This is a genomic window from Streptococcus sp. 477, assembly GCF_013277295.1.
GTDB lineage: Bacteria > Bacillota > Bacilli > Lactobacillales > Streptococcaceae > Streptococcus > Streptococcus pseudopneumoniae.
In genome coordinates, this window is record NZ_VMMQ01000021.1 from 1 (window position 1) to 17,910 (window position 17,910).

The window sequence follows — 17,910 nt, forward strand, 5'->3', positions numbered from 1 at the left end:
TTCACGGGTGGTTATGACTACTTATTTGAACTTGAATCCTTCGTAAATAAGCTCTGCTTTTGGATTTTGTTTCTTAATCTGTTTGGCAAGTGTCTTCATCATAGAAAGGGGACCACACATATAGACGGTTGCATGTTCGGGCACTTCTTTTTGTTCAAAATTAAGATAGCCGTCTTTCGTACTGTCGATTAGATGGAGTTCAAAATTAGGATTTTTCTGAGCATAGTTACGGAGTAAATCTAGGTAGACTGCATTTTCATCTCCACGGAAGCTATAGTAGAAGTGAACCTGTTTATCTAAAATAGGATGTTCACGGATGTAAGAGATGAAGGGGGTGATCCCAATACCTCCAGCAATCCAAACCTGATTTTCTCGTCCTTCTTCTATGATCATGTGTCCGTAAGCTCTGTCTAGGGTTACTTTGCTGCCGGCTTGAAGATTATCATAGATATTATTGGTATGGTCGCCTGAATTTTTAACAGTAAAGTAAAGAGTTTGGCCATGACCTCCTGAGATAGAAAAGGGATGCGGAGCACTTTCAAAGCCTTCTTGGAAAATCTTTAGAAAGGCAAATTGTCCTGATTGATAGTTGAAAGGTCTGCTAAGATGGATTTGAATTTCTCTAGTATCGTGATTTAAGCGTTTGAGATGGGTAATTTTCCCTAGATAGGGGAAGGAAATCTTTTGATATAGAAAAATGATATAAAAACCAGCTAGTAAGCCTAAAAGGGCATAGCTACCAACAAGAAAACTTAGAAGATTAAATGTAAGGAGACGATTGCCCATTATCATGTAGATGTGAAAGAGTCCTAAAATATAGGCTAGGTAAACCAGGCGGTGAATCCATCGCCAAGCTTCGTATTGGATGTATTTGCCTAAATAGGCGACAAGGATGATGCTGGCAAAGATATAGATGGCAAGATTACCAAACTGAGCAGCTAAGCGAGAGCCCCACAAACCGCCCATACTAAAGTTATGAAAGATTAGTAGGATGATTGAGAGAAAGGCTGTGAATTTGTGGACGGTGTAGACCTTCTCCAAACCGTGAAACCAGCTTTCTAGTAGTGGTAGACGAGTGGCTAGGATAAAAGTCAGAGATAGGCTTGTTAAAGCTAGTCCTGGAATCATGAATTGGGGAGAAGTGTTCATCCAAGTCAAAAGAGTCAAGATAAAACTAGCTATGATAAAGAGTAGTCCTTTGATTGATTTCATAGAAAATTCCATTTCATTTAGATTTCGATTTGTTGTAAATGAATTTGTTACATTTTATCATAGAAAATGTATGGTGTCAAATCTAGGTGTGTAAATCTCTGCTCTTATAAAAACTCTCCAATTGAACTGGAGAGTGGCTGTTTATACTCAATGAAAATCAAAAAGCAAACTAGGAAGCTAGCCCGCAGGCTGCTCAAAAACCGTTTTGAGGTTGTGGATAGNNGAAGTCAGTAACCATACATACGGCAAGGTGAAGTTGACGTGGTTTGAAGAGATTTTCGAAGAGTATTATTCTGCAGCTTGTTGCCAACGTTTTGCTAGCATATGAGACAGGCTCGAAATGGCTAGGTTAAAGCTGAAGTAGATGAGGGCAATCAGTATATAAAGACTGAAGACCTGCTCTGGTTCGAAATAACGGCCCATGAGAATTTGGCTGGCTCCAAAGAGTTCTTGTAGGGCGATAACAGAGTAGAGGAGACTGGTATCCTTAATCACGGTTACAAACTGAGAAATGATGGCTGGCAGCATTTTACGAATGGCTTGTGGGAGAATGATGTAGTAGAGGATTTGGGCTGAAGTGAAGCCTTGTGACATTCCTGCTTCGTACTGCCCCTTGGCTACGGCATTGAGACCGCCTCGGATAATCTCAGCTAAAGCCGCTGATGTAAAGAGTGTGAAGGCAGTGATTCCTGCTGGAGTGGATTTCATCTTGAAAATTAAAAAGATAGTAAAGATCCAGAGAAGGTTGGGAACGTTGCGCACAAATTCGATATAAATGCTGGAAATAATGCGCAAGACAGGATTTTTGCCATTTCTCATGACAGCTAGCACCGTACCGATAAGGGTAGAGAGGACGATGGCAATCAGAGAAATGTAGAGGGTCAAGCCAAATCCTTTAAAGATAAAGACTAGGTTATCTGGGGTCAAAACTTCTAAAATGGATTCCATAGTAACCTCCTAAAGTGAATAGGCTTTTTTATTAGCTTGTTCCATCTTGCGACCAAACTGGGCAACAGGGAAGCATAGAGAAAAGTAGAGAAGGGCAGCGCCTAGAAAGGCTGGAATGTAGTTTCCGTTAAGTGCTGACCAAGACTTGGTCACAAACATCAAGTCCACTCCAGAGATGATAGCGACTGTTGAGGTGTTCTTGATGAGGTTGACAATTTGGTTGGTCAAAGGAGGGAGAATGATGCGGTCAGCAACTTCACGGGCAAAGCCCATTTCATGGGTAACGACAATCATATTCATACCATCGTGGGCCAATTTTTGCATAACCGCTAGAACATCGCCGATGGTTTCAGGGTCAAGAGCAGATGTTGGCTCATCAAAGAGAAGGAGTTCAGGATGCATAGCGAGTCCACGAGCAATGGCGATTCGTTGTTTTTGTCTACCAGATAGCATGGCTGGATAAGAATCTTTTTTATCCCACATATTTACAAATTCCAGATATTTTTGAGCTGTTTTTTCAGCTTCTTTTTTATCAATTCCTAGAACTTTTATGGGTGCGAGTGTTACGTTTTCTAACACTGTTTTATGCGGATAGAGGTTAAAATGCTGGAAAACCATGCCGACTTCCTTACGAAGAGGCACCAAATCTTTCTGGCTGGCACCAGCAACTTGGTGGCCATTGACTAGAAGACTTCCCTTGTCAACAGCCTCCAAACCATTGATGGTGCGGATAAGAGTGGATTTTCCAGAACCAGATGGTCCGAGTAGGACAACGACTTGTCCTTTTTCAAAACGGAGATTGATGTCGCGGAGTGCGTGGTAGTCTCCGTAATATTTTTCGACGTGTTCAAATTCTACTAAAGCCATAAGGAGTCTCCTTTGCATTAGATTTTATAACATGATTCTGCACCAAAAGATTTGTCTTGTCAAATCATATCTGAAAAAATTCACTAAAATTTTATAAAAAAGCAATCTGGATAGAGAAAACGTCTAAATCATGTTATAATGAAGCAATAGAATTCTTAGAAAGAGTGGATGTCTTTTTGATAACACCTACTTATGAATGGCAGTTTGCCCCGCAGGTAGAAGATGCGGATTTTACAAAGATAGCCAAGAAGGCTGGACTGGGTCCTGAGGTGGCTCGGTTATTGTTTGAGAGAGGGATTCAGGACCAAGAAAGTCTGAAGAAGTTTTTAGAACCTTCCTTGGAGAATTTGCATGACCCTTATCTGCTCCATGATATGGACAAGGCAGTGGAACGGATTCGTCAGGCCATTGAAGAAGGGGAAAATATTCTCGTTTATGGAGACTACGATGCGGATGGCATGACTTCGGCTTCGATTGTGAAGGAAAGTTTGGAACAACTTGGTGCTGAGTGCCGAGTTTACCTGCCAAATCGTTTTACCGATGGCTATGGCCCTAATGCTAGTGTTTATAAATACTTTATCGAGCAAGAAGGGATTTCCTTGATTGTGACGGTGGACAATGGGGTTGGTGGTCATGAGGCTATTGCATTGGCTCAGTCTATGGGAGTAGATGTCATTGTGACTGACCACCATTCCATGCCTGAAACCCTACCAGATGCCTATGCCATCGTTCATCCTGAACATCCGGATGCGGACTATCCTTTCAAATATTTGGCTGGTTGTGGAGTTGCTTTCAAGTTGGCTTGTGCCCTGTTAGAAGAAGTACAAGTGGAATTGCTTGATTTGGTCGCTATTGGTACCATTGCTGATATGGTTAGTTTGACAGATGAGAACCGTATCTTGGTTCAGTATGGTCTGGAAATGTTGGGACATACTCAGCGCATTGGTTTACAAGAAATGCTGGATATGGCTGGGATTGCCGCCAACGAAGTAACAGAAGAAACGGTTGGTTTCCAGATTGCTCCTCGTTTGAATGCCTTGGGCCGCTTGGATGATCCCAATCCTGCCATTGATTTGCTGACTGGATTTGATGATGAGGAAGCGCATGAGATTGCCCTTATGATTCACCAGAAAAACGAAGAGCGCAAGGAAATCGTTCAGTCTATCTATGAAGAAGCCAAGACCATGGTGGATCCTGAGAAGAAGGTTCAGGTCTTGGCCAAGGAAGGCTGGAATCCTGGGATTCTAGGAATCGTGGCTGGCCGTTTGTTGGAAGAACTAGGGCAGACAGTTATTGTTCTTAATATAGAAGACGGTCGTGCCAAGGGTAGTGCTCGTAGTGTGGAAGCGGTCGATATTTTTGAGGCTCTGGATCCTCATCGAGACCTCTTCATCGCCTTTGGTGGCCATGCTGGTGCGGCTGGCATGACGCTGGAAGTTGAGAAACTCTCAGATTTATCTCAGGTTTTGGAAGATTATGTCCGTGAAAAAGGCGCGGATGCTGGTGGCAAGAACAAGTTAAATCTAGATGAAGAGCTGGATTTGGAGGCTTTGAGTCTTGAAACAGTCAAGAACTTTGAGCGCTTGGCACCTTTTGGAATGGATAATCAGAAACCTGTCTTTTATATCAAGGATTTTCAGGTCGAAAGTGCCCGTACTATGGGGGCAGGTAATGCCCATCTCAAGTTGAAAATTTCCAAAGGTGAGGAGAGTTTTGAAGTGGTAGCCTTTGGCCAAGGTAGATGGGCGACAGAGTTTTCCCAAACCAAGAATCTAGAGCTGGCAGTCAAATTGTCTGTCAACCAATGGAATGGCCAAACTGCCCTGCAGTTGATGATGGTGGATGCGCGTGTGGAAGGTGTTCAACTTTTTAACATTCGTGGGAAGAATGCAGTCTTACCAGAGGGAGTTCCAGTCTTGGATTTTGATGGAGAACTGCCGAATCTGGCGGCTAGTGAAGCGGTTGTCGTGAAAACCGTTCCTGAGGATATTACTCAGCTGAAGACCATTTTTCAGGAACAGAATTTCTCTGCTGTCTATTTCAAAAATGATATTGACAAGGCCTATTATCTGACAGGTTATGGGACTAGAGATCAGTTTGCCAAATTGTACAAGATCATCTATCAGTTCCCAGAGTTTGATATTCGCTATAAGCTCAAGGATTTGGCTACTTATCTCAATATTCAACAAATCTTGCTGGTCAAGATGATTCAAGTATTTGAAGAACTAGGCTTTGTGACCATCAAAGATGGTGTCATGACAGTCAATAAAGAAGCGCCAAAGCGAGAGATAGGAGAAAGTCAGATTTATCAAAATCTCAAACAAACTGTCAAAGACCAAGAAATGATGGCCCTGGGTACCGTGCAAGAAATTTATGATTTTTTGATGGAAAAAGAGTAGAAGTTAGGAAAGAGTTGGGCAACCAGCTCTTTTTTGAAAACAAATCTTCATTTTGAAAATCATCAAAAAAATGGTATAATGGTAGGAAAAGATTCGGCTAACAGTAATAGTGCTTTTAGAATAAGAGGGTAAGCAACCCTATAATCAAGATAAACTAAGATTTTGGAGGAAAAATGAGTAATATTAGTTTAACAACACTTGGTGGTGTACGTGAAAATGGGAAAAATATGTACATTGCTGAAATTGGAGAGTCCATTTTTGTTTTGAATGCAGGGTTAAAATATCCCGAAAATGAACAATTAGGGGTCGATGTGGTGATTCCAAAGATGGACTACCTTTTTGAAAATAAAGATCGAATTGCTGGGGTATTTTTAACTCACGGACATGCAGATGCTATTGGTGCTCTGCCTTATCTCTTGGCTGAAGCCAAGGTACCTGTATTTGGCTCTGAGTTGACCATTGAGTTGGCAAAGCTCTTTGTCAAAGGAAATGACGCAGTCAAGAAATTTAATGATTTTCATGTTATTGATGAAGATACGGAGATTGATTTTGGTGGGACAGTGGTTTCCTTCTTCCCTACGACTTACTCCGTTCCAGAGAGCCTGGGAATTGTCTTGAAGACAGCTGAAGGTAGCATCGTTTATACAGGTGACTTCAAATTTGACCAGACAGCTAGTGAATCCTATGCGACAGACTTCGCTCGTTTGGCAGAAATCGGTCGTGACGGCGTCCTGGCTCTCCTCAGTGATTCGGCCAATGCGGACAGCAATATTCAGGTGGCTAGTGAAAGTGAAGTTAGAGATGAAATTACCCAAACCATTGCTGACTGGGAAGGTCGTATCATCGTTGCAGCTGTTTCCAGTAACCTTTCTCGTATCCAGCAGATTTTTGACGCTGCGGATAAAACAGGTCGACGTATCGTCTTGACAGGATTTGATATTGAAAATATCGTCCGCACAGCGATTCGTCTCAAGAAGTTGTCTTTAGCCAACGAAATTCTCTTGATTAAGCCGAAAGATATGTCTCGCTTTGAAGACCATGAGTTGATTATTCTTGAGACAGGTCGTATGGGTGAACCTATCAATGGACTTCGTAAGATGTCGATTGGTCGCCATCGTTATGTAGAAATCAAGGATGGGGACCTGGTCTATATTGCTACGGCTCCGTCTATTGCTAAAGAAGCCTTCGTTGCGCGTGTGGAAAATATGATTTATCAGGCAGGAGGGGTTGTCAAATTGATTACCCAAAGTTTACATGTATCAGGGCACGGAAATGCGCGTGATTTGCAGTTGATGATCAATCTCTTGCAACCTAAGTATCTCTTCCCAATTCAAGGGGAATACCGCGAGTTGGATGCCCATGCTAAGGCTGCTATGGCAGTAGGTATGTTGCCAGAACGCATTTTCATCCCTAAAAAGGGAACCAGCATGGCTTATGAGAATGGAGACTTTGTCCCAGCTGGAGCAGTTTCGGCAGGGGATGTCTTGATTGACGGGAATGCCATAGGTGATGTTGGAAATGTGGTTCTTCGTGACCGTAAGGTCTTGTCAGAGGATGGCATTTTCATCGTCGCAATTACAGTTAACCGACGTGAGAAGAAAATTGTGGCCAAGGCCCGTGTTCACACGCGTGGATTTGTTTATCTCAAGAAGAGTCGCGATATTCTCCGTGAAAGTTCCGAATTGATTAACCAGACGGTAGAAGACTATCTTAAAGGAGATGACTTTGACTGGGCAGATCTTAAAGGGAAGGTTCGTGATAATCTGACCAAGTATCTCTTTGACCAAACCAAGCGTCGTCCAGCCATTCTACCAGTAGTCATGGAAGCAAAATAATCATTGAAATAAGTAGAGAGAAAGCTGAGTTTTGGCTTTTTCTTATAGAAAAATAGAGGAAAAAAATATGGCAGTAATGAAAATCGAGTATTACTCACAAGTTTTGGATATGGAGTGGGGAGTGAATGTCCTCTACCCTGATGCCAATCGAGTGGAAGAACCAGAGTGTAAAGATATTCCCGTCTTGTACCTCTTGCACGGGATGTCTGGCAATCATAATAGTTGGCTCAAGCGAACCAATGTAGAACGCTTGCTTCGAGCTACTAATCTTATCGTCGTCATGCCCAATACCAGCAATGGTTGGTATACCGATACCCAGTATGGTTTTGACTATTACACAGCTCTAGCAGAGGAATTGCCACAGGTTTTGAAACGCTTCTTCCCTAACATGACCAGTAAGCGTGAAAAGACCTTTATCGCTGGTCTCTCTATGGGAGGCTACGGCTGCTTTAAATTGGCTCTTGCTACAAATCGTTTTTCTCACGCAGCTAGCTTTTCAGGTGCCCTTAGTTTTCAAGATTTTTCTCCTGAAAGCCAAGATTTGGGAACGCCAGCTTATTGGAGAGGTGTGTTTGGGGAGATTACAGATTGGACAGCTAGTCCTTATTCTCTTGAAAGTCTGGCTAAAAAATCGGATAAAAAGACCAAGCTGTGGGCTTGGTGTGGCGAGCAGGATTTCTTGTACGAAGCCAATAATCTCGCAGTGAAAAATCTCAAAAAACTAGGTTTTGATGTGACCTATAGCCATAGCGCTGGAACCCATGAGTGGTATTATTGGGAAAAACAATTGGAACGGTTCTTAGCAACCCTACCGATTGATTTCAAATTAGAAGAGAGATTGACTTAGTTTGAACTTCAGCATAGGGGGAGTAGAACTAAAATAAAATATGTTTTCACTAGACTTTTCAAACGAAAGTAGTAGAATAGTAATAAGATACTGGAGGAAAGAGAGTAGGAAATGTACCGTTATCAAATTGGCATTCCCACATTAGAATATGATCAGTTTGTCAAAGAACATGAATTAGCCAATGTATTACAAAGTAGTGCTTGGGAAGAAGTGAAGTCTGATTGGGAACATGAGAAGTTTGGTGTTTACAGGGAAGAAAAATTACTGGCGACAGCTAGTATTTTGATTAGAACTCTTCCGTTAGGCTATAAAATGTTTTACGTCCCAAGGGGACCTATATTGGATTATGGGGATACGGAACTCTTGAGTTTTGTCATTCAGTCCATTAAGTCTTATGCTCGTAGCAGGAGAGCTATTTTTGTGACTTTTGATCCAAGTATTTGCCTGTCTCAAAGTTTAATCAATCAGGAAAAGACAGAATATCCTGAAAGTTTGGCTATTATTGATAGTTTGCAACAAATGGGAGTAAGGTGGTCAGGAAAAACAGAGGAAATGGGGGACACCATTCAGCCTCGTATTCAGGCGAAAATATACAAGGAAAATTTTGAAGAAGATAAACTTTCCAAGTCAACAAAACAGGCTATTCGAACAGCACGGAATAAGGGGGTAGAGATTCAATTTGGTGGAACTGAATTATTGGAGTCTTTTTCCTTTTTGATGAAAAAAACCGAGAAGCGGAAAGAGATTCATTTGAGGAATGAAGCCTATTATAAAAAGTTGTTAGATAATTTTAAGGACAAGGCCTACATCACCTTGGCAACCTTGAATGTCTCTAAACGTTCGCAAGAATTAGAAGAACAGTTAGCGAAAAACAGAGCCTTGGAAGAGACCTTTACTGAGTCGACTCGAACTTCAAAAGTAGAAGCGCAGAAGAAGGAAAAAGAACGTTTGTTAGAGGAATTGACTTTCCTGCAGGAATATATGGATGCAGGTCAAGCAAGAGTTCCCTTAGCGGCTACCTTGACTTTAGAATTCGGACAAACTTCTGTCAATCTATACGCAGGAATGGATGAAGATTTTAAACGATATAAAGCTCCTATTTTGACTTGGTATGAGACAGCTCGATATTCCTTTGAACGTGGCATTTTATGGCAAAATTTAGGAGGCGTCGAGAATGCTTTAGATGGTGGACTCTATCGTTTTAAAGCTAATTTTAATCCAACGATTGAAGAATACTTGGGTGAATTTACAATGCCTACCCATCCTCTCTATCCTCTGTTAAGACTTGCTCTTGATTTCCGTAAAACATTAAGAAAAAAACATAGAAAGTAAGTATATGGCACTAATTACACTCACGAAAGAAGAGTTTCAGGCTTACTCTGATCAGGTTTCTTCTCGTTCCTTTATGCAATCGGTCCAGATGGGGGACTTGTTAGAAAAAAGAGGGGCTCGAATTGTTTATCTTGCTTTGAAACAAGAAGGAGAGATTCAAGTTGCAGCTCTGGTTTATAGCTTGCCCATGCTGGGTGGTCTGCATATGGAGCTCAATTCGGGTCCGATTTATACCCAACAAGATGCTCTTCCAATTTTTTATGCGGAGTTAAAAGAATATGCCAAGCAAAATGGTGTATTAGAGTTGCTTGTAAAACTTTATGAAACTTATCAAACTTTTGATAGTGAAGGTAATCCGATAGATGCTGAGAAAAAAAGTATGATTCAAGGTTTGACTGATTTAGGTTATCAATTTGATGGATTGACGACAGGGTATCCAGGTGGAGAACCAGATTGGTTATACTATAAAGATTTGACTGAATTAACTGAAAAGAATTTGCTTAAAAGTTTTAGCAAAAAGGGTAAACCCTTGGTGAAAAAGGCTGAAACCTTTGGCATTCGGTTGAAAAAGTTAAAACGTGAAGAACTATCGATTTTTAAGAATATCACAAAAGAAACCTCTGAACGTAGAGAATATAGTGATAAAAGTTTAGAATATTATGAGCATTTTTATGATGTTTTTGGAGAACAAGCGGAGTTTCTCATAGCAACCTTAAATTTTTCGGAGTATATGAGCAAATTGCAAGGTGAGCAAAGTAAACTAGAAGAAATCTTGGACAAGTTGCGACTTGATTTGAGTAAAAATCCTCATTCTGAGAAAAAACAAAATCAACTGAGAGAATATTCTAGTCAATTTGAAACGTTTGAAGTTCGAAAAGCAGAAGCGCGAGACTTGATTGAAAAATATGGAGAAGAAGATATTGTTTTAGCCGGGAGTTTATTTGTTTATATGCCTCAGGAAACGACTTATCTCTTTAGTGGTTCCTACACTGAGTTTAATAAGTTCTATGCCCCTGCCCTGCTTCAAAAATATGTTATGTTGGAAAGCATAAAACGTGGAATACCTAAATACAACTTCCTAGGCATTCAAGGGATTTTTGATGGAAGTGATGGTGTTTTGCGTTTTAAACAGAATTTTAATGGCTATATTGTACGCAAAGCGGGTACTTTCCGTTACCATCCATCGCCTTTAAAATACAAAGCTATCCAGTTACTCAAAAAAATAGTAGGACGTTAAGATGAAAAAGTCAGTATTTAGATTTCTTTTAGCTTCTTTTAGTAAAATAATTCTTATTTGCTAGAAAGGTGGAGAGACATGCGCTGGCTTTTTCGTTTGATAGGGGCTTTCTTTTCTTTTGTGTGGCGTTTGTTTTGGCGTCTGGTTTGGATAGTTGTGCTCTTATGTGTGCTTGCTTTCGGACTTCTCTGGTATCTGAACGGGGATTTTCAAGGAGCGCTAAAGCAAGCAGAACGGTCAGTAAAAATTGGTCAACAAAGTATTGACCAATGGGAGAAAACAGGGCAACTGCCTAAGTTAAGCCAGACAGATAGTCACCAGCATTCTGAAGGAAGGTGGGCACAGGCCTCTGCTCGTATTTACCTGGATCCGCAGATGGATTCACGCTTTCAAGAGGCTTATTTAGAAGCAATCCAGAACTGGAATCAAACTGGTGCTTTTAACTTTGAACTCGTGACTGAGTCTAGTAAGGCGGATATTACGGCTACGGAGATGAACGACGGAGGCACTCCTGTGGCAGGAGAGGCGGAAAGTCAAACTAATCTCTTAACAGGGCAATTCTTGTCCGTAACGGTGCGGTTGAATCATTATTATTTGTCCAATCCATACTATGGCTACTCCTATGAACGCCTTGTCCATACGGCAGAACATGAGTTAGGTCATGCGATTGGCTTGGACCATACAGATGAGAAGTCTGTCATGCAACCAGCAGGTTCCTTTTATGGTATCCAGGAAGAGGATGTTGCAAACCTCCGAAAAATATATGAGACTAGTGAGTAGGGTACTATCTTTCCCTACTTTTTTTGCTATAATGGAACTATGAACAACTTGATTAAATCAAAACTAGAGCTCTTGCCGACCAGCCCTGGTTGCTACATTCATAAGGATAAAAATGGCACCATTATCTATGTAGGAAAGGCTAAAAATCTGCGTAATCGAGTACGGTCCTATTTTCGTGGAAGTCATGATACCAAGACAGAGGCTCTGGTGTCTGAAATTGTGGATTTTGAATTTATTGTTACGGAGTCTAATATTGAGGCACTTCTCCTAGAAATCAACCTGATCAAGGAAAACAAGCCCAAGTACAATATCATGCTCAAGGATGACAAGTCCTATCCTTTCATCAAAATCACCAATGAGCGCTATCCACGCTTGATTATCACTCGTCAGGTCAAAAAGGACGGAGGTCTTTATTTTGGACCCTATCCCGATGTGGGGGCAGCCAATGAAATCAAGCGGTTGCTGGATCGGATATTCCCTTTTCGTAAGTGTACCAACCCGCCCTCTAAGGTCTGTTTTTATTACCATATCGGTCAATGCATGGCCCACACCATCTGTAAGAAGGATGAGACTTATTTCAAGTCTATGGCCCAGGAGGTTTCTGATTTTCTGAAAGGGCAGGATAACAAAATCATTGATGAGCTAAAGGGCAAAATGGCAGCGGCAGCCCAGACTATGGAGTTTGAACGTGCGGCGGAATACCGTGACCTGATTCAGGCTATTGGAACGCTTCGAACCAAGCAACGGGTCATGGCTAAGGATCTCCAAAATCGCGATGTCTTTGGCTACTATGTGGATAAGGGCTGGATGTGTGTGCAGGTTTTCTTTGTCCGTCAGGGTAAGCTCATCGAGCGCGATGTCAATCTCTTCCCCTACTTCAATGATCCAGATGAGGATTTTTTGACCTATGTAGGACAATTCTATCAAGAAAAATCTCACCTAGTTCCCAATGAGGTACTGATTCCGCAGGATATTGACGAAGAAGCTGTCAAGGCTTTGGTGGATACCAAGATTCTCAAACCCCAACGTGGAGAGAAAAAACAGCTGGTCAATCTAGCCATAAAAAATGCACGTGTTAGTCTGGAGCAGAAATTTAACCTGCTAGAGAAATCTGTCGAGAAGACCCAAGGAGCTATTGAAAATCTAGGACGTTTGCTCCAAATCCCGACCCCAGTACGTATCGAGTCCTTCGATAACTCTAATATCATGGGAACTAGCCCTGTTTCGGCTATGGTGGTCTTTGTCAACGGTAAACCGAGTAAGAAGGATTACCGCAAGTACAAGATAAAAACGGTTGTTGGACCAGACGACTATGCCAGCATGAGAGAGGTCATTCGCAGACGCTATGGTCGAGTACAGCGTGAGGCTTTGACTCCTCCAGATTTGATTGTGATTGATGGGGGGCAAGGTCAAGTCAATATCGCTAAGCAGGTTATCCAAGAGGAACTGGGCTTGGATATTCCAATTGCTGGGCTGCAAAAGAATGATAAGCACCAAACCCATGAACTGCTCTTTGGAGATCCGCTTGAGGTGGTGGACTTGTCTCGCAATTCTCAGGAATTTTTCCTCCTCCAACGCATCCAAGATGAGGTGCACCGCTTTGCCATTACCTTCCACCGCCAACTGCGCTCCAAAAATTCTTTCTCATCTCAATTGGATGGGATTGATGGTCTGGGACCTAAACGCAAGCAAAATCTCATGAGGCACTTCAAGTCTCTGACCAAAATCAAGGAAGCCAGTGTGGATGAGATTGTCGAAGTTGGAGTACCAAGAGCAGTAGCAGAGGCTGTGCAAAGAAAGTTGAACCCGCAGGGAGAAGCCTTGCCTCAAGTAGCAGAAGAAAGAGTAGATTACCAAACGGAAGGAAACCACAATGAACCATAAAATCGCAATTTTATCAGATGTTCATGGCAATGCGACGGCGCTAGAAGCAGTGATTGCAGATGCTAAAAATCAAGGGGCCAGTGAATATTGGCTTCTGGGAGATATTTTTCTTCCTGGTCCAGGCGCAAATGACTTAGTCGCCCTGCTAAAGGACCTTCCTATCACAGCCAGTGTTCGAGGCAATTGGGATGATTGTGTCCTGGAGGTCTTGGATGGCGAATATGGTTTGGAACATCCGAAAGAAATCCAGTCAATGCGCATGACCCAGTTTTTGATGGATCAAATGGATCCTGCAACGATTGTCTGGCTACGAAGCTTGCCTTTGCTGGAAAAGAAAGAAATTGACGGATTGCGCTTTTCTATCTCTCATAATTTGCCAAATAAGAACTATGGTGGTGACTTGCTAGTTGAGAATGATACAGAGAAATTTGACCAACTGCTAGATGCGGAAACCGACGTGGCAGTCTATGGTCATGTTCACAAGCAGTTACTTCGTTATGGCAGTCAAGGGCAACAAATCATCAATCCAGGTTCGATTGGCATGCCCTATTTTAACTGGGAGGCGTTAAAAAATCACCGTGCCCAGTATGCCGTGATAGAAGTTGAAGATGGGGAATTGGTAAATATCCTATTTCGTAAAGTCGCTTATGATTATGAAGCGGAGTTAGAATTGGCCAAGTCCAAGGGGCTTCCCTTTATTGAAATGTATGAAGAACTGCGTCGTGACGATAACTATCAGGGGCACAATCTGGAACTATTAGCAAGCTTAATAGAAAAGCATGGGTATGTAGAAGATGTGAAGGATTATTTTGATTTTTTGTAAGAGTTTCCTAAAATAACCAATGCAAACTAAAAACGATTGGCTGGTCCAATCGTTTTTAATATATCTTATTGTAACTGAGATTTATCTGGGAGATAAGAACCACCTAGATAGGTATTGCTGAGTTTTTCAAGGGTTCCATCTTGGTAGAGTTCTTTGAGTGCTTTATCAAATTGCTCTTTAAACTCTTTTTGATCACTTGAGAAAACGATATAATTGCTAGGACTATTAGTAGAAGACAAGTCAACCACAGAAAGATCTAAGCCACGGTCCTTGATAATCTTTTGAACGGATACCTTGTCAAAAACTAGGAAATCAAATTCACCGTTAGAGAGGTCTAGGATTCGTTTGCCGATATCTTCACCAGAAAAATCTATAGTAGCAGGATTATCAGTGTGTTTTTGATTCCAGTTATTGATGAATTGAGCGTTAGAAGTTCCGGTATCCTCTTGTGTTGTTTTACCAGCGATTTGGTCAAGTGAAGTCAAAGGATTTTTCTTGTTGCTGACGAGGACGAGGGGATTGTTGGAAATCGGAAGTGAGTAGAGGTATTTTTCAGCACGCTCTTTTGTGTAACTCAAGTTATTTGCTGCAGCCTGATAGTGACCAGAATCAAGTCCTGGGAAGATACTCTCCCAGGCGGTTCTTTGAAATTGAATCTCGTAGTCGCTGAGTTTTTCATCTACTGCTTTTAGAACTTCAATATCGAAGCCTGTCAGATTGCCTTTATCTTCGTAGTCAAATGGTGGCACGTCGCCAGCTGTAGCAAGGACGATTGTCTTTTGAGCGCTAGTCTCTTTGGGTGTGGCTTGATTTCCACAGGCAACCAAAAATGGTAGGATGGCTAATAATAGGCTAAATTTTTTCATAATATCTCCATTCAAATGTAAAGTACTTGTTAGTTTATCAGAAACTGTCTTGATGAACCAATATATATTTTTTATGGCTGTGATAAAAAATCTTAATCATGAAAAATCCCTGCAAGCTCTTTCAAATTATGGTAGAATGGAAGCAGTAGAATTAGAAAAGGAAATCGATTATGAAATTTCTTGAATTAAACAAAAAACGTCATGCGACTAAGCAGTTTACTGATAAGCCAGTTGATCCAAAAGATGTGCGTACGGCTATCGAAATTGCAACCTTGGCACCAAGTGCCCACAACAGCCAGCCTTGGAAATTTGTGGTAGTACGTGAGAAAAATGCTGAACTGGCAAAGTTGGCTTATGGTTCAAACTTTGAGCAGGTATCATCAGCACCTGTAACCATTGCCCTATTTACAGATACAGACCTTGCCAAACGCGCTCGTAAGATTGCCCGAGTTGGTGGTGCTAACAATTTCTCAGAAGAACAACTTCAATACTTCATGAAAAATTTGCCAGCTGAATTTGCACGCTACAATGAACAACAAGTCAGCGACTACCTAGCACTCAATGCAGGTTTGGTTGCTATGAACTTGGTTCTCGCTCTTACAGACCAAGGAATTGGTTCCAATATTATCCTTGGTTTTGACAAATCAAAAGTTAATGAAGTTTTGGAAATCGAAGACCGTTTCCGCCCAGAACTCTTGATCACAGTGGGTTACACAGACGACAAATTGGAACCAAGCTACCGCTTGCCAGTAGATGAAATCATCGAGAAAAGATAGAAAGAAGAAAAAATGACAGCAATTGATTTTACAGCAGAAGTAGAAAAACGCAAAGAAGACCTCTTGGCTGACTTGTTTAGCCTTTTGGAAATCAACTCAGAACGTGATGATAGCAAGGCTGATGCCCAGCATCCATTTGGACCTGGTCCAGTAAAAGCCTTGGAGAAATTCCTTGAAATCGCAGACCGCGATGGCTACCCAACTAAGAATGTCGATAACTACGCAGGACATTTTGAGTTTGGTGATGGAGAAGAAGTTCTCGGCATCTTTGCCCATATGGATGTGGTGCCTGCTGGTAGCGGTTGGGACACAGACCCTTACACACCAACTATCAAAGATGGTCGCCTTTATGCGCGTGGTGCTTCAGATGACAAGGGACCTACAACAGCTTGCTACTATGGTTTGAAAATCATCAAAGAATTGGGCCTTCCAACTTCTAAGAAAGTTCGCTTTATTGTTGGAACAGACGAAGAATCAGGCTGGGCAGACATGGACTACTACTTTGAGCACGTAGGACTTGCCAAACCAGACTTCGGTTTCTCTCCAGACGCTGAATTCCCTATCATCAATGGTGAAAAAGGAAATATCACGGAATACCTTCACTTTGCAGGTGAAAATGCAGGTGGTGCCCGTCTTCACAGCTTCACAGGTGGTTTACGTGAAAACATGGTTCCTGAATCAGCAACAGCAGTTATTTCAGGTGATTTAGCTGACTTGCAAGCTAAACTAGATGCCTTTGTTGCAGAACACAAACTTAGAGGAGAACTCCAAGAAGAAAACGGTCAATACAAGGTGACCATCATTGGTAAATCAGCCCACGGTGCTATGCCTGCTTCAGGTGTCAATGGTGCGACTTACCTAGCCCTCTTCCTTAACCAGTTTGACTTTGCTGGTCCAGCTAAAGACTACCTTGACATCGCTGGTAAAATTCTCTTGAACGACCATGAGGGTGAAAATCTCAAGATTGCTCATGTGGATGAAAAGATGGGTGCTCTTTCTATGAATGCCGGTGTCTTCCGCTTCGATGAAACAAGTGCTGACAATACCATTGCCCTTAACATCCGCTATCCAAAAGGAACAAGTCCAGAGCAAATCAAGTCAATCCTTGAAAACTTGCCAGTTGCTTCTGTTAGCCTTTCTGAACATGGTCACACGCCTCACTATGTGCCAATGGAAGATCCACTTGTGCAAACCTTGTTGAATGTTTATGAAAAACAAACTGGACTTAAAGGTCACGAGCAAGTTATCGGTGGTGGAACCTTTGGTCGCTTGCTCGAACGCGGAGTTGCCTACGGTGCCATGTTCCCAGACTCAATTGACACCATGCACCAAGCTAATGAATTTATCGCCTTGGATGATCTCTTCCGAGCAGCAGCAATTTATGCCGAAGCTATTTACGAATTGATCAAATAAAACGATAGAAGTCTGAGATTGTATGCTTAGACTTCTTTTTGGAGGGAAAGTAGATGTCTCAAATTGAAAGAATCAAACATGCTATTATGGCGGATCCGCAGAATGTCAGCTATACAGAGCGTGGCATTGAGCCTCTCTTTGCAGCGCCAAAGACTGCTCGCATCAATATCATCGGTCAAGCGCCTGGTCTTAAAACCCAAGAAGCAGGCCTTTACTGGAAGGACAAAAGTGGTGATCGTTTGCGGGACTGGCTAGGTGTGGATGAAGATACCTTTTACAATTCAGGTTATTTTGCTGTCTTGCCCATGGATTTCTACTTTCCAGGGCATGGCAAGTCAGGTGATCTGCCACCGAGAACTGGCTTTGCAGAAAAATGGCATCCACAGCTCTTGCAAGAATTACCAGATATTCAGTTAACTCTCTTGATTGGGCAATATGCCCAAGCCTACTATTTACATGAGAAAGTCAGTGGCAAGGTGACAGAACGAGTAAAACATTACCAGAACTACTTGCCAACCTATTTTCCATTAGTTCACCCCTCACCGCGAAATCAAATCTGGATGGCCAAAAATCCATGGTTTGAGTCGGAAGTGGTGCCAGATTTGAAAAAAAGAATTAAAACCATTTTATAGTCAATGAAAATCAAAGAGCAAACTAGGAAGCTAGCCGCAAGCTGCTCAAAGTACAGCTT

General features: G+C 41.9%; 14 protein-coding genes and 1 pseudogene. 11 read left to right on the plus strand and 4 right to left on the minus strand.

All coding sequences use genetic code 11. The annotated features are described in order from the left end of the window. Nucleotides 1-21: 21 nt before the first annotated feature. The 3 genes and pseudogenes from HT691_RS03705 to HT691_RS03715 form a co-directional block, all read right to left on the minus strand. Nucleotides 22-1,212, minus strand: coding sequence for a ferric reductase-like transmembrane domain-containing protein (locus HT691_RS03705; RefSeq protein WP_000835817.1), 1,191 nt, complete (start codon nucleotides 1,210-1,212; stop codon nucleotides 22-24). A 288-nt stretch (nucleotides 1,213-1,500) separates the two neighbouring features. After that, the gene (locus HT691_RS03710; protein WP_000443886.1) at nucleotides 1,501-2,160 is read right to left on the minus strand and encodes an amino acid ABC transporter permease; all 660 of its coding nucleotides are present in this window, start codon (nucleotides 2,158-2,160) and stop codon (nucleotides 1,501-1,503) included. Nucleotides 2,161-2,397: 237 nt separating this feature from the next. Then, nucleotides 2,398-3,027: pseudogene (locus HT691_RS03715) on the minus strand (amino acid ABC transporter ATP-binding protein); the annotation flags it as partial. Between the two features lie 176 nt (nucleotides 3,028-3,203). Here HT691_RS03715 and recJ point away from each other — a divergent pair. From recJ to HT691_RS03755, 8 genes are all read left to right on the plus strand, one after another. Beyond that, nucleotides 3,204-5,426 (plus strand): single-stranded-DNA-specific exonuclease RecJ, encoded by a 2,223-nt coding sequence (recJ, locus tag HT691_RS03720; protein WP_171043398.1) that lies wholly within the window; start codon nucleotides 3,204-3,206, stop codon nucleotides 5,424-5,426. Between the two features lie 173 nt (nucleotides 5,427-5,599). Further along, nucleotides 5,600-7,261 carry a ribonuclease J gene (locus HT691_RS03725; RefSeq protein WP_023933449.1) on the plus strand — a complete coding sequence of 554 codons (1,662 nt, stop codon included), beginning with the start codon at nucleotides 5,600-5,602 and terminating at the stop codon, nucleotides 7,259-7,261. Between the two features lie 67 nt (nucleotides 7,262-7,328). Further along, on the plus strand, nucleotides 7,329-8,108 hold the full coding sequence (locus tag HT691_RS03730) for an alpha/beta hydrolase family protein (RefSeq protein WP_023933448.1): 780 nt from the start codon (nucleotides 7,329-7,331) through the stop codon (nucleotides 8,106-8,108). A 111-nt stretch (nucleotides 8,109-8,219) separates the two neighbouring features. After that, nucleotides 8,220-9,440, plus strand: a complete 1,221-nt coding sequence (locus tag HT691_RS03735) for an aminoacyltransferase (RefSeq protein WP_138700575.1) — start codon at nucleotides 8,220-8,222, stop codon at nucleotides 9,438-9,440. A 4-nt stretch (nucleotides 9,441-9,444) separates the two neighbouring features. Then, nucleotides 9,445-10,677 (plus strand): peptidoglycan bridge formation alanyltransferase MurN, encoded by a 1,233-nt coding sequence (gene murN, locus HT691_RS03740; protein WP_138705979.1) that lies wholly within the window; start codon nucleotides 9,445-9,447, stop codon nucleotides 10,675-10,677. Between the two features lie 78 nt (nucleotides 10,678-10,755). Continuing rightward, nucleotides 10,756-11,457, plus strand: a complete 702-nt coding sequence (locus HT691_RS03745) for a M57 family metalloprotease (RefSeq protein WP_001267410.1) — start codon at nucleotides 10,756-10,758, stop codon at nucleotides 11,455-11,457. A 39-nt stretch (nucleotides 11,458-11,496) separates the two neighbouring features. Then, complete coding sequence (gene uvrC / locus HT691_RS03750; protein ID WP_001061153.1) at nucleotides 11,497-13,341, plus strand: excinuclease ABC subunit UvrC; 1,845 nt, start codon at nucleotides 11,497-11,499, stop codon at nucleotides 13,339-13,341. Beyond that, a complete protein-coding gene (locus HT691_RS03755) occupies nucleotides 13,331-14,164 on the plus strand; it encodes a metallophosphoesterase family protein (protein ID WP_023933445.1) in 834 nt (277 codons plus the stop codon). The genes uvrC and HT691_RS03755 overlap by 11 nt, the downstream gene beginning before the upstream one ends. A 65-nt stretch (nucleotides 14,165-14,229) precedes the next feature. On the opposite strand, the gene HT691_RS03760 is transcribed toward HT691_RS03755, so the two are convergent. Then, nucleotides 14,230-15,030, minus strand: a complete 801-nt coding sequence (locus HT691_RS03760) for an amino acid ABC transporter substrate-binding protein (RefSeq protein ID WP_000714630.1) — start codon at nucleotides 15,028-15,030, stop codon at nucleotides 14,230-14,232. A 170-nt stretch (nucleotides 15,031-15,200) separates the two neighbouring features. Between HT691_RS03760 and HT691_RS03765 the strand changes: the two genes are divergently transcribed. From HT691_RS03765 to HT691_RS03775, 3 genes are read left to right on the plus strand one after another with little or no spacing between them, the layout of a single operon-like run. Beyond that, complete coding sequence (locus HT691_RS03765; RefSeq protein WP_000670184.1) at nucleotides 15,201-15,806, plus strand: nitroreductase family protein; 606 nt, start codon at nucleotides 15,201-15,203, stop codon at nucleotides 15,804-15,806. 12 nt (nucleotides 15,807-15,818) lie between these two features. After that, complete coding sequence (gene pepV, locus HT691_RS03770; RefSeq protein ID WP_172925256.1) at nucleotides 15,819-17,219, plus strand: dipeptidase PepV; 1,401 nt, start codon at nucleotides 15,819-15,821, stop codon at nucleotides 17,217-17,219. Between the two features lie 53 nt (nucleotides 17,220-17,272). Next, complete coding sequence (locus HT691_RS03775) at nucleotides 17,273-17,851, plus strand: uracil-DNA glycosylase family protein (RefSeq protein WP_172925257.1); 579 nt, start codon at nucleotides 17,273-17,275, stop codon at nucleotides 17,849-17,851. Nucleotides 17,852-17,910 lie beyond the last annotated feature (59 nt).

Coding starts and splice junctions, on each gene's coding strand:
- HT691_RS03710 (WP_000443886.1), bottom strand. CDS start 2,160: ATGGAATCCATTTTAGAAGTTTTGACCCCAGATAACCTAGTCTTTATC.
- uvrC (WP_001061153.1), top strand. CDS start 11,497: ATGAACAACTTGATTAAATCAAAACTAGAGCTCTTGCCGACCAGCCCT.
- HT691_RS03775 (WP_172925257.1), top strand. CDS start 17,273: ATGTCTCAAATTGAAAGAATCAAACATGCTATTATGGCGGATCCGCAG.
- murN (WP_138705979.1), top strand. CDS start 9,445: ATGGCACTAATTACACTCACGAAAGAAGAGTTTCAGGCTTACTCTGAT.
- HT691_RS03725 (WP_023933449.1), top strand. CDS start 5,600: ATGAGTAATATTAGTTTAACAACACTTGGTGGTGTACGTGAAAATGGG.
- HT691_RS03760 (WP_000714630.1), bottom strand. CDS start 15,030: ATGAAAAAATTTAGCCTATTATTAGCCATCCTACCATTTTTGGTTGCC.
- HT691_RS03755 (WP_023933445.1), top strand. CDS start 13,331: ATGAACCATAAAATCGCAATTTTATCAGATGTTCATGGCAATGCGACG.
- HT691_RS03705 (WP_000835817.1), bottom strand. CDS start 1,212: ATGAAATCAATCAAAGGACTACTCTTTATCATAGCTAGTTTTATCTTG.
- pepV (WP_172925256.1), top strand. CDS start 15,819: ATGACAGCAATTGATTTTACAGCAGAAGTAGAAAAACGCAAAGAAGAC.
- HT691_RS03730 (WP_023933448.1), top strand. CDS start 7,329: ATGGCAGTAATGAAAATCGAGTATTACTCACAAGTTTTGGATATGGAG.
- HT691_RS03765 (WP_000670184.1), top strand. CDS start 15,201: ATGAAATTTCTTGAATTAAACAAAAAACGTCATGCGACTAAGCAGTTT.
- HT691_RS03735 (WP_138700575.1), top strand. CDS start 8,220: ATGTACCGTTATCAAATTGGCATTCCCACATTAGAATATGATCAGTTT.
- HT691_RS03745 (WP_001267410.1), top strand. CDS start 10,756: ATGCGCTGGCTTTTTCGTTTGATAGGGGCTTTCTTTTCTTTTGTGTGG.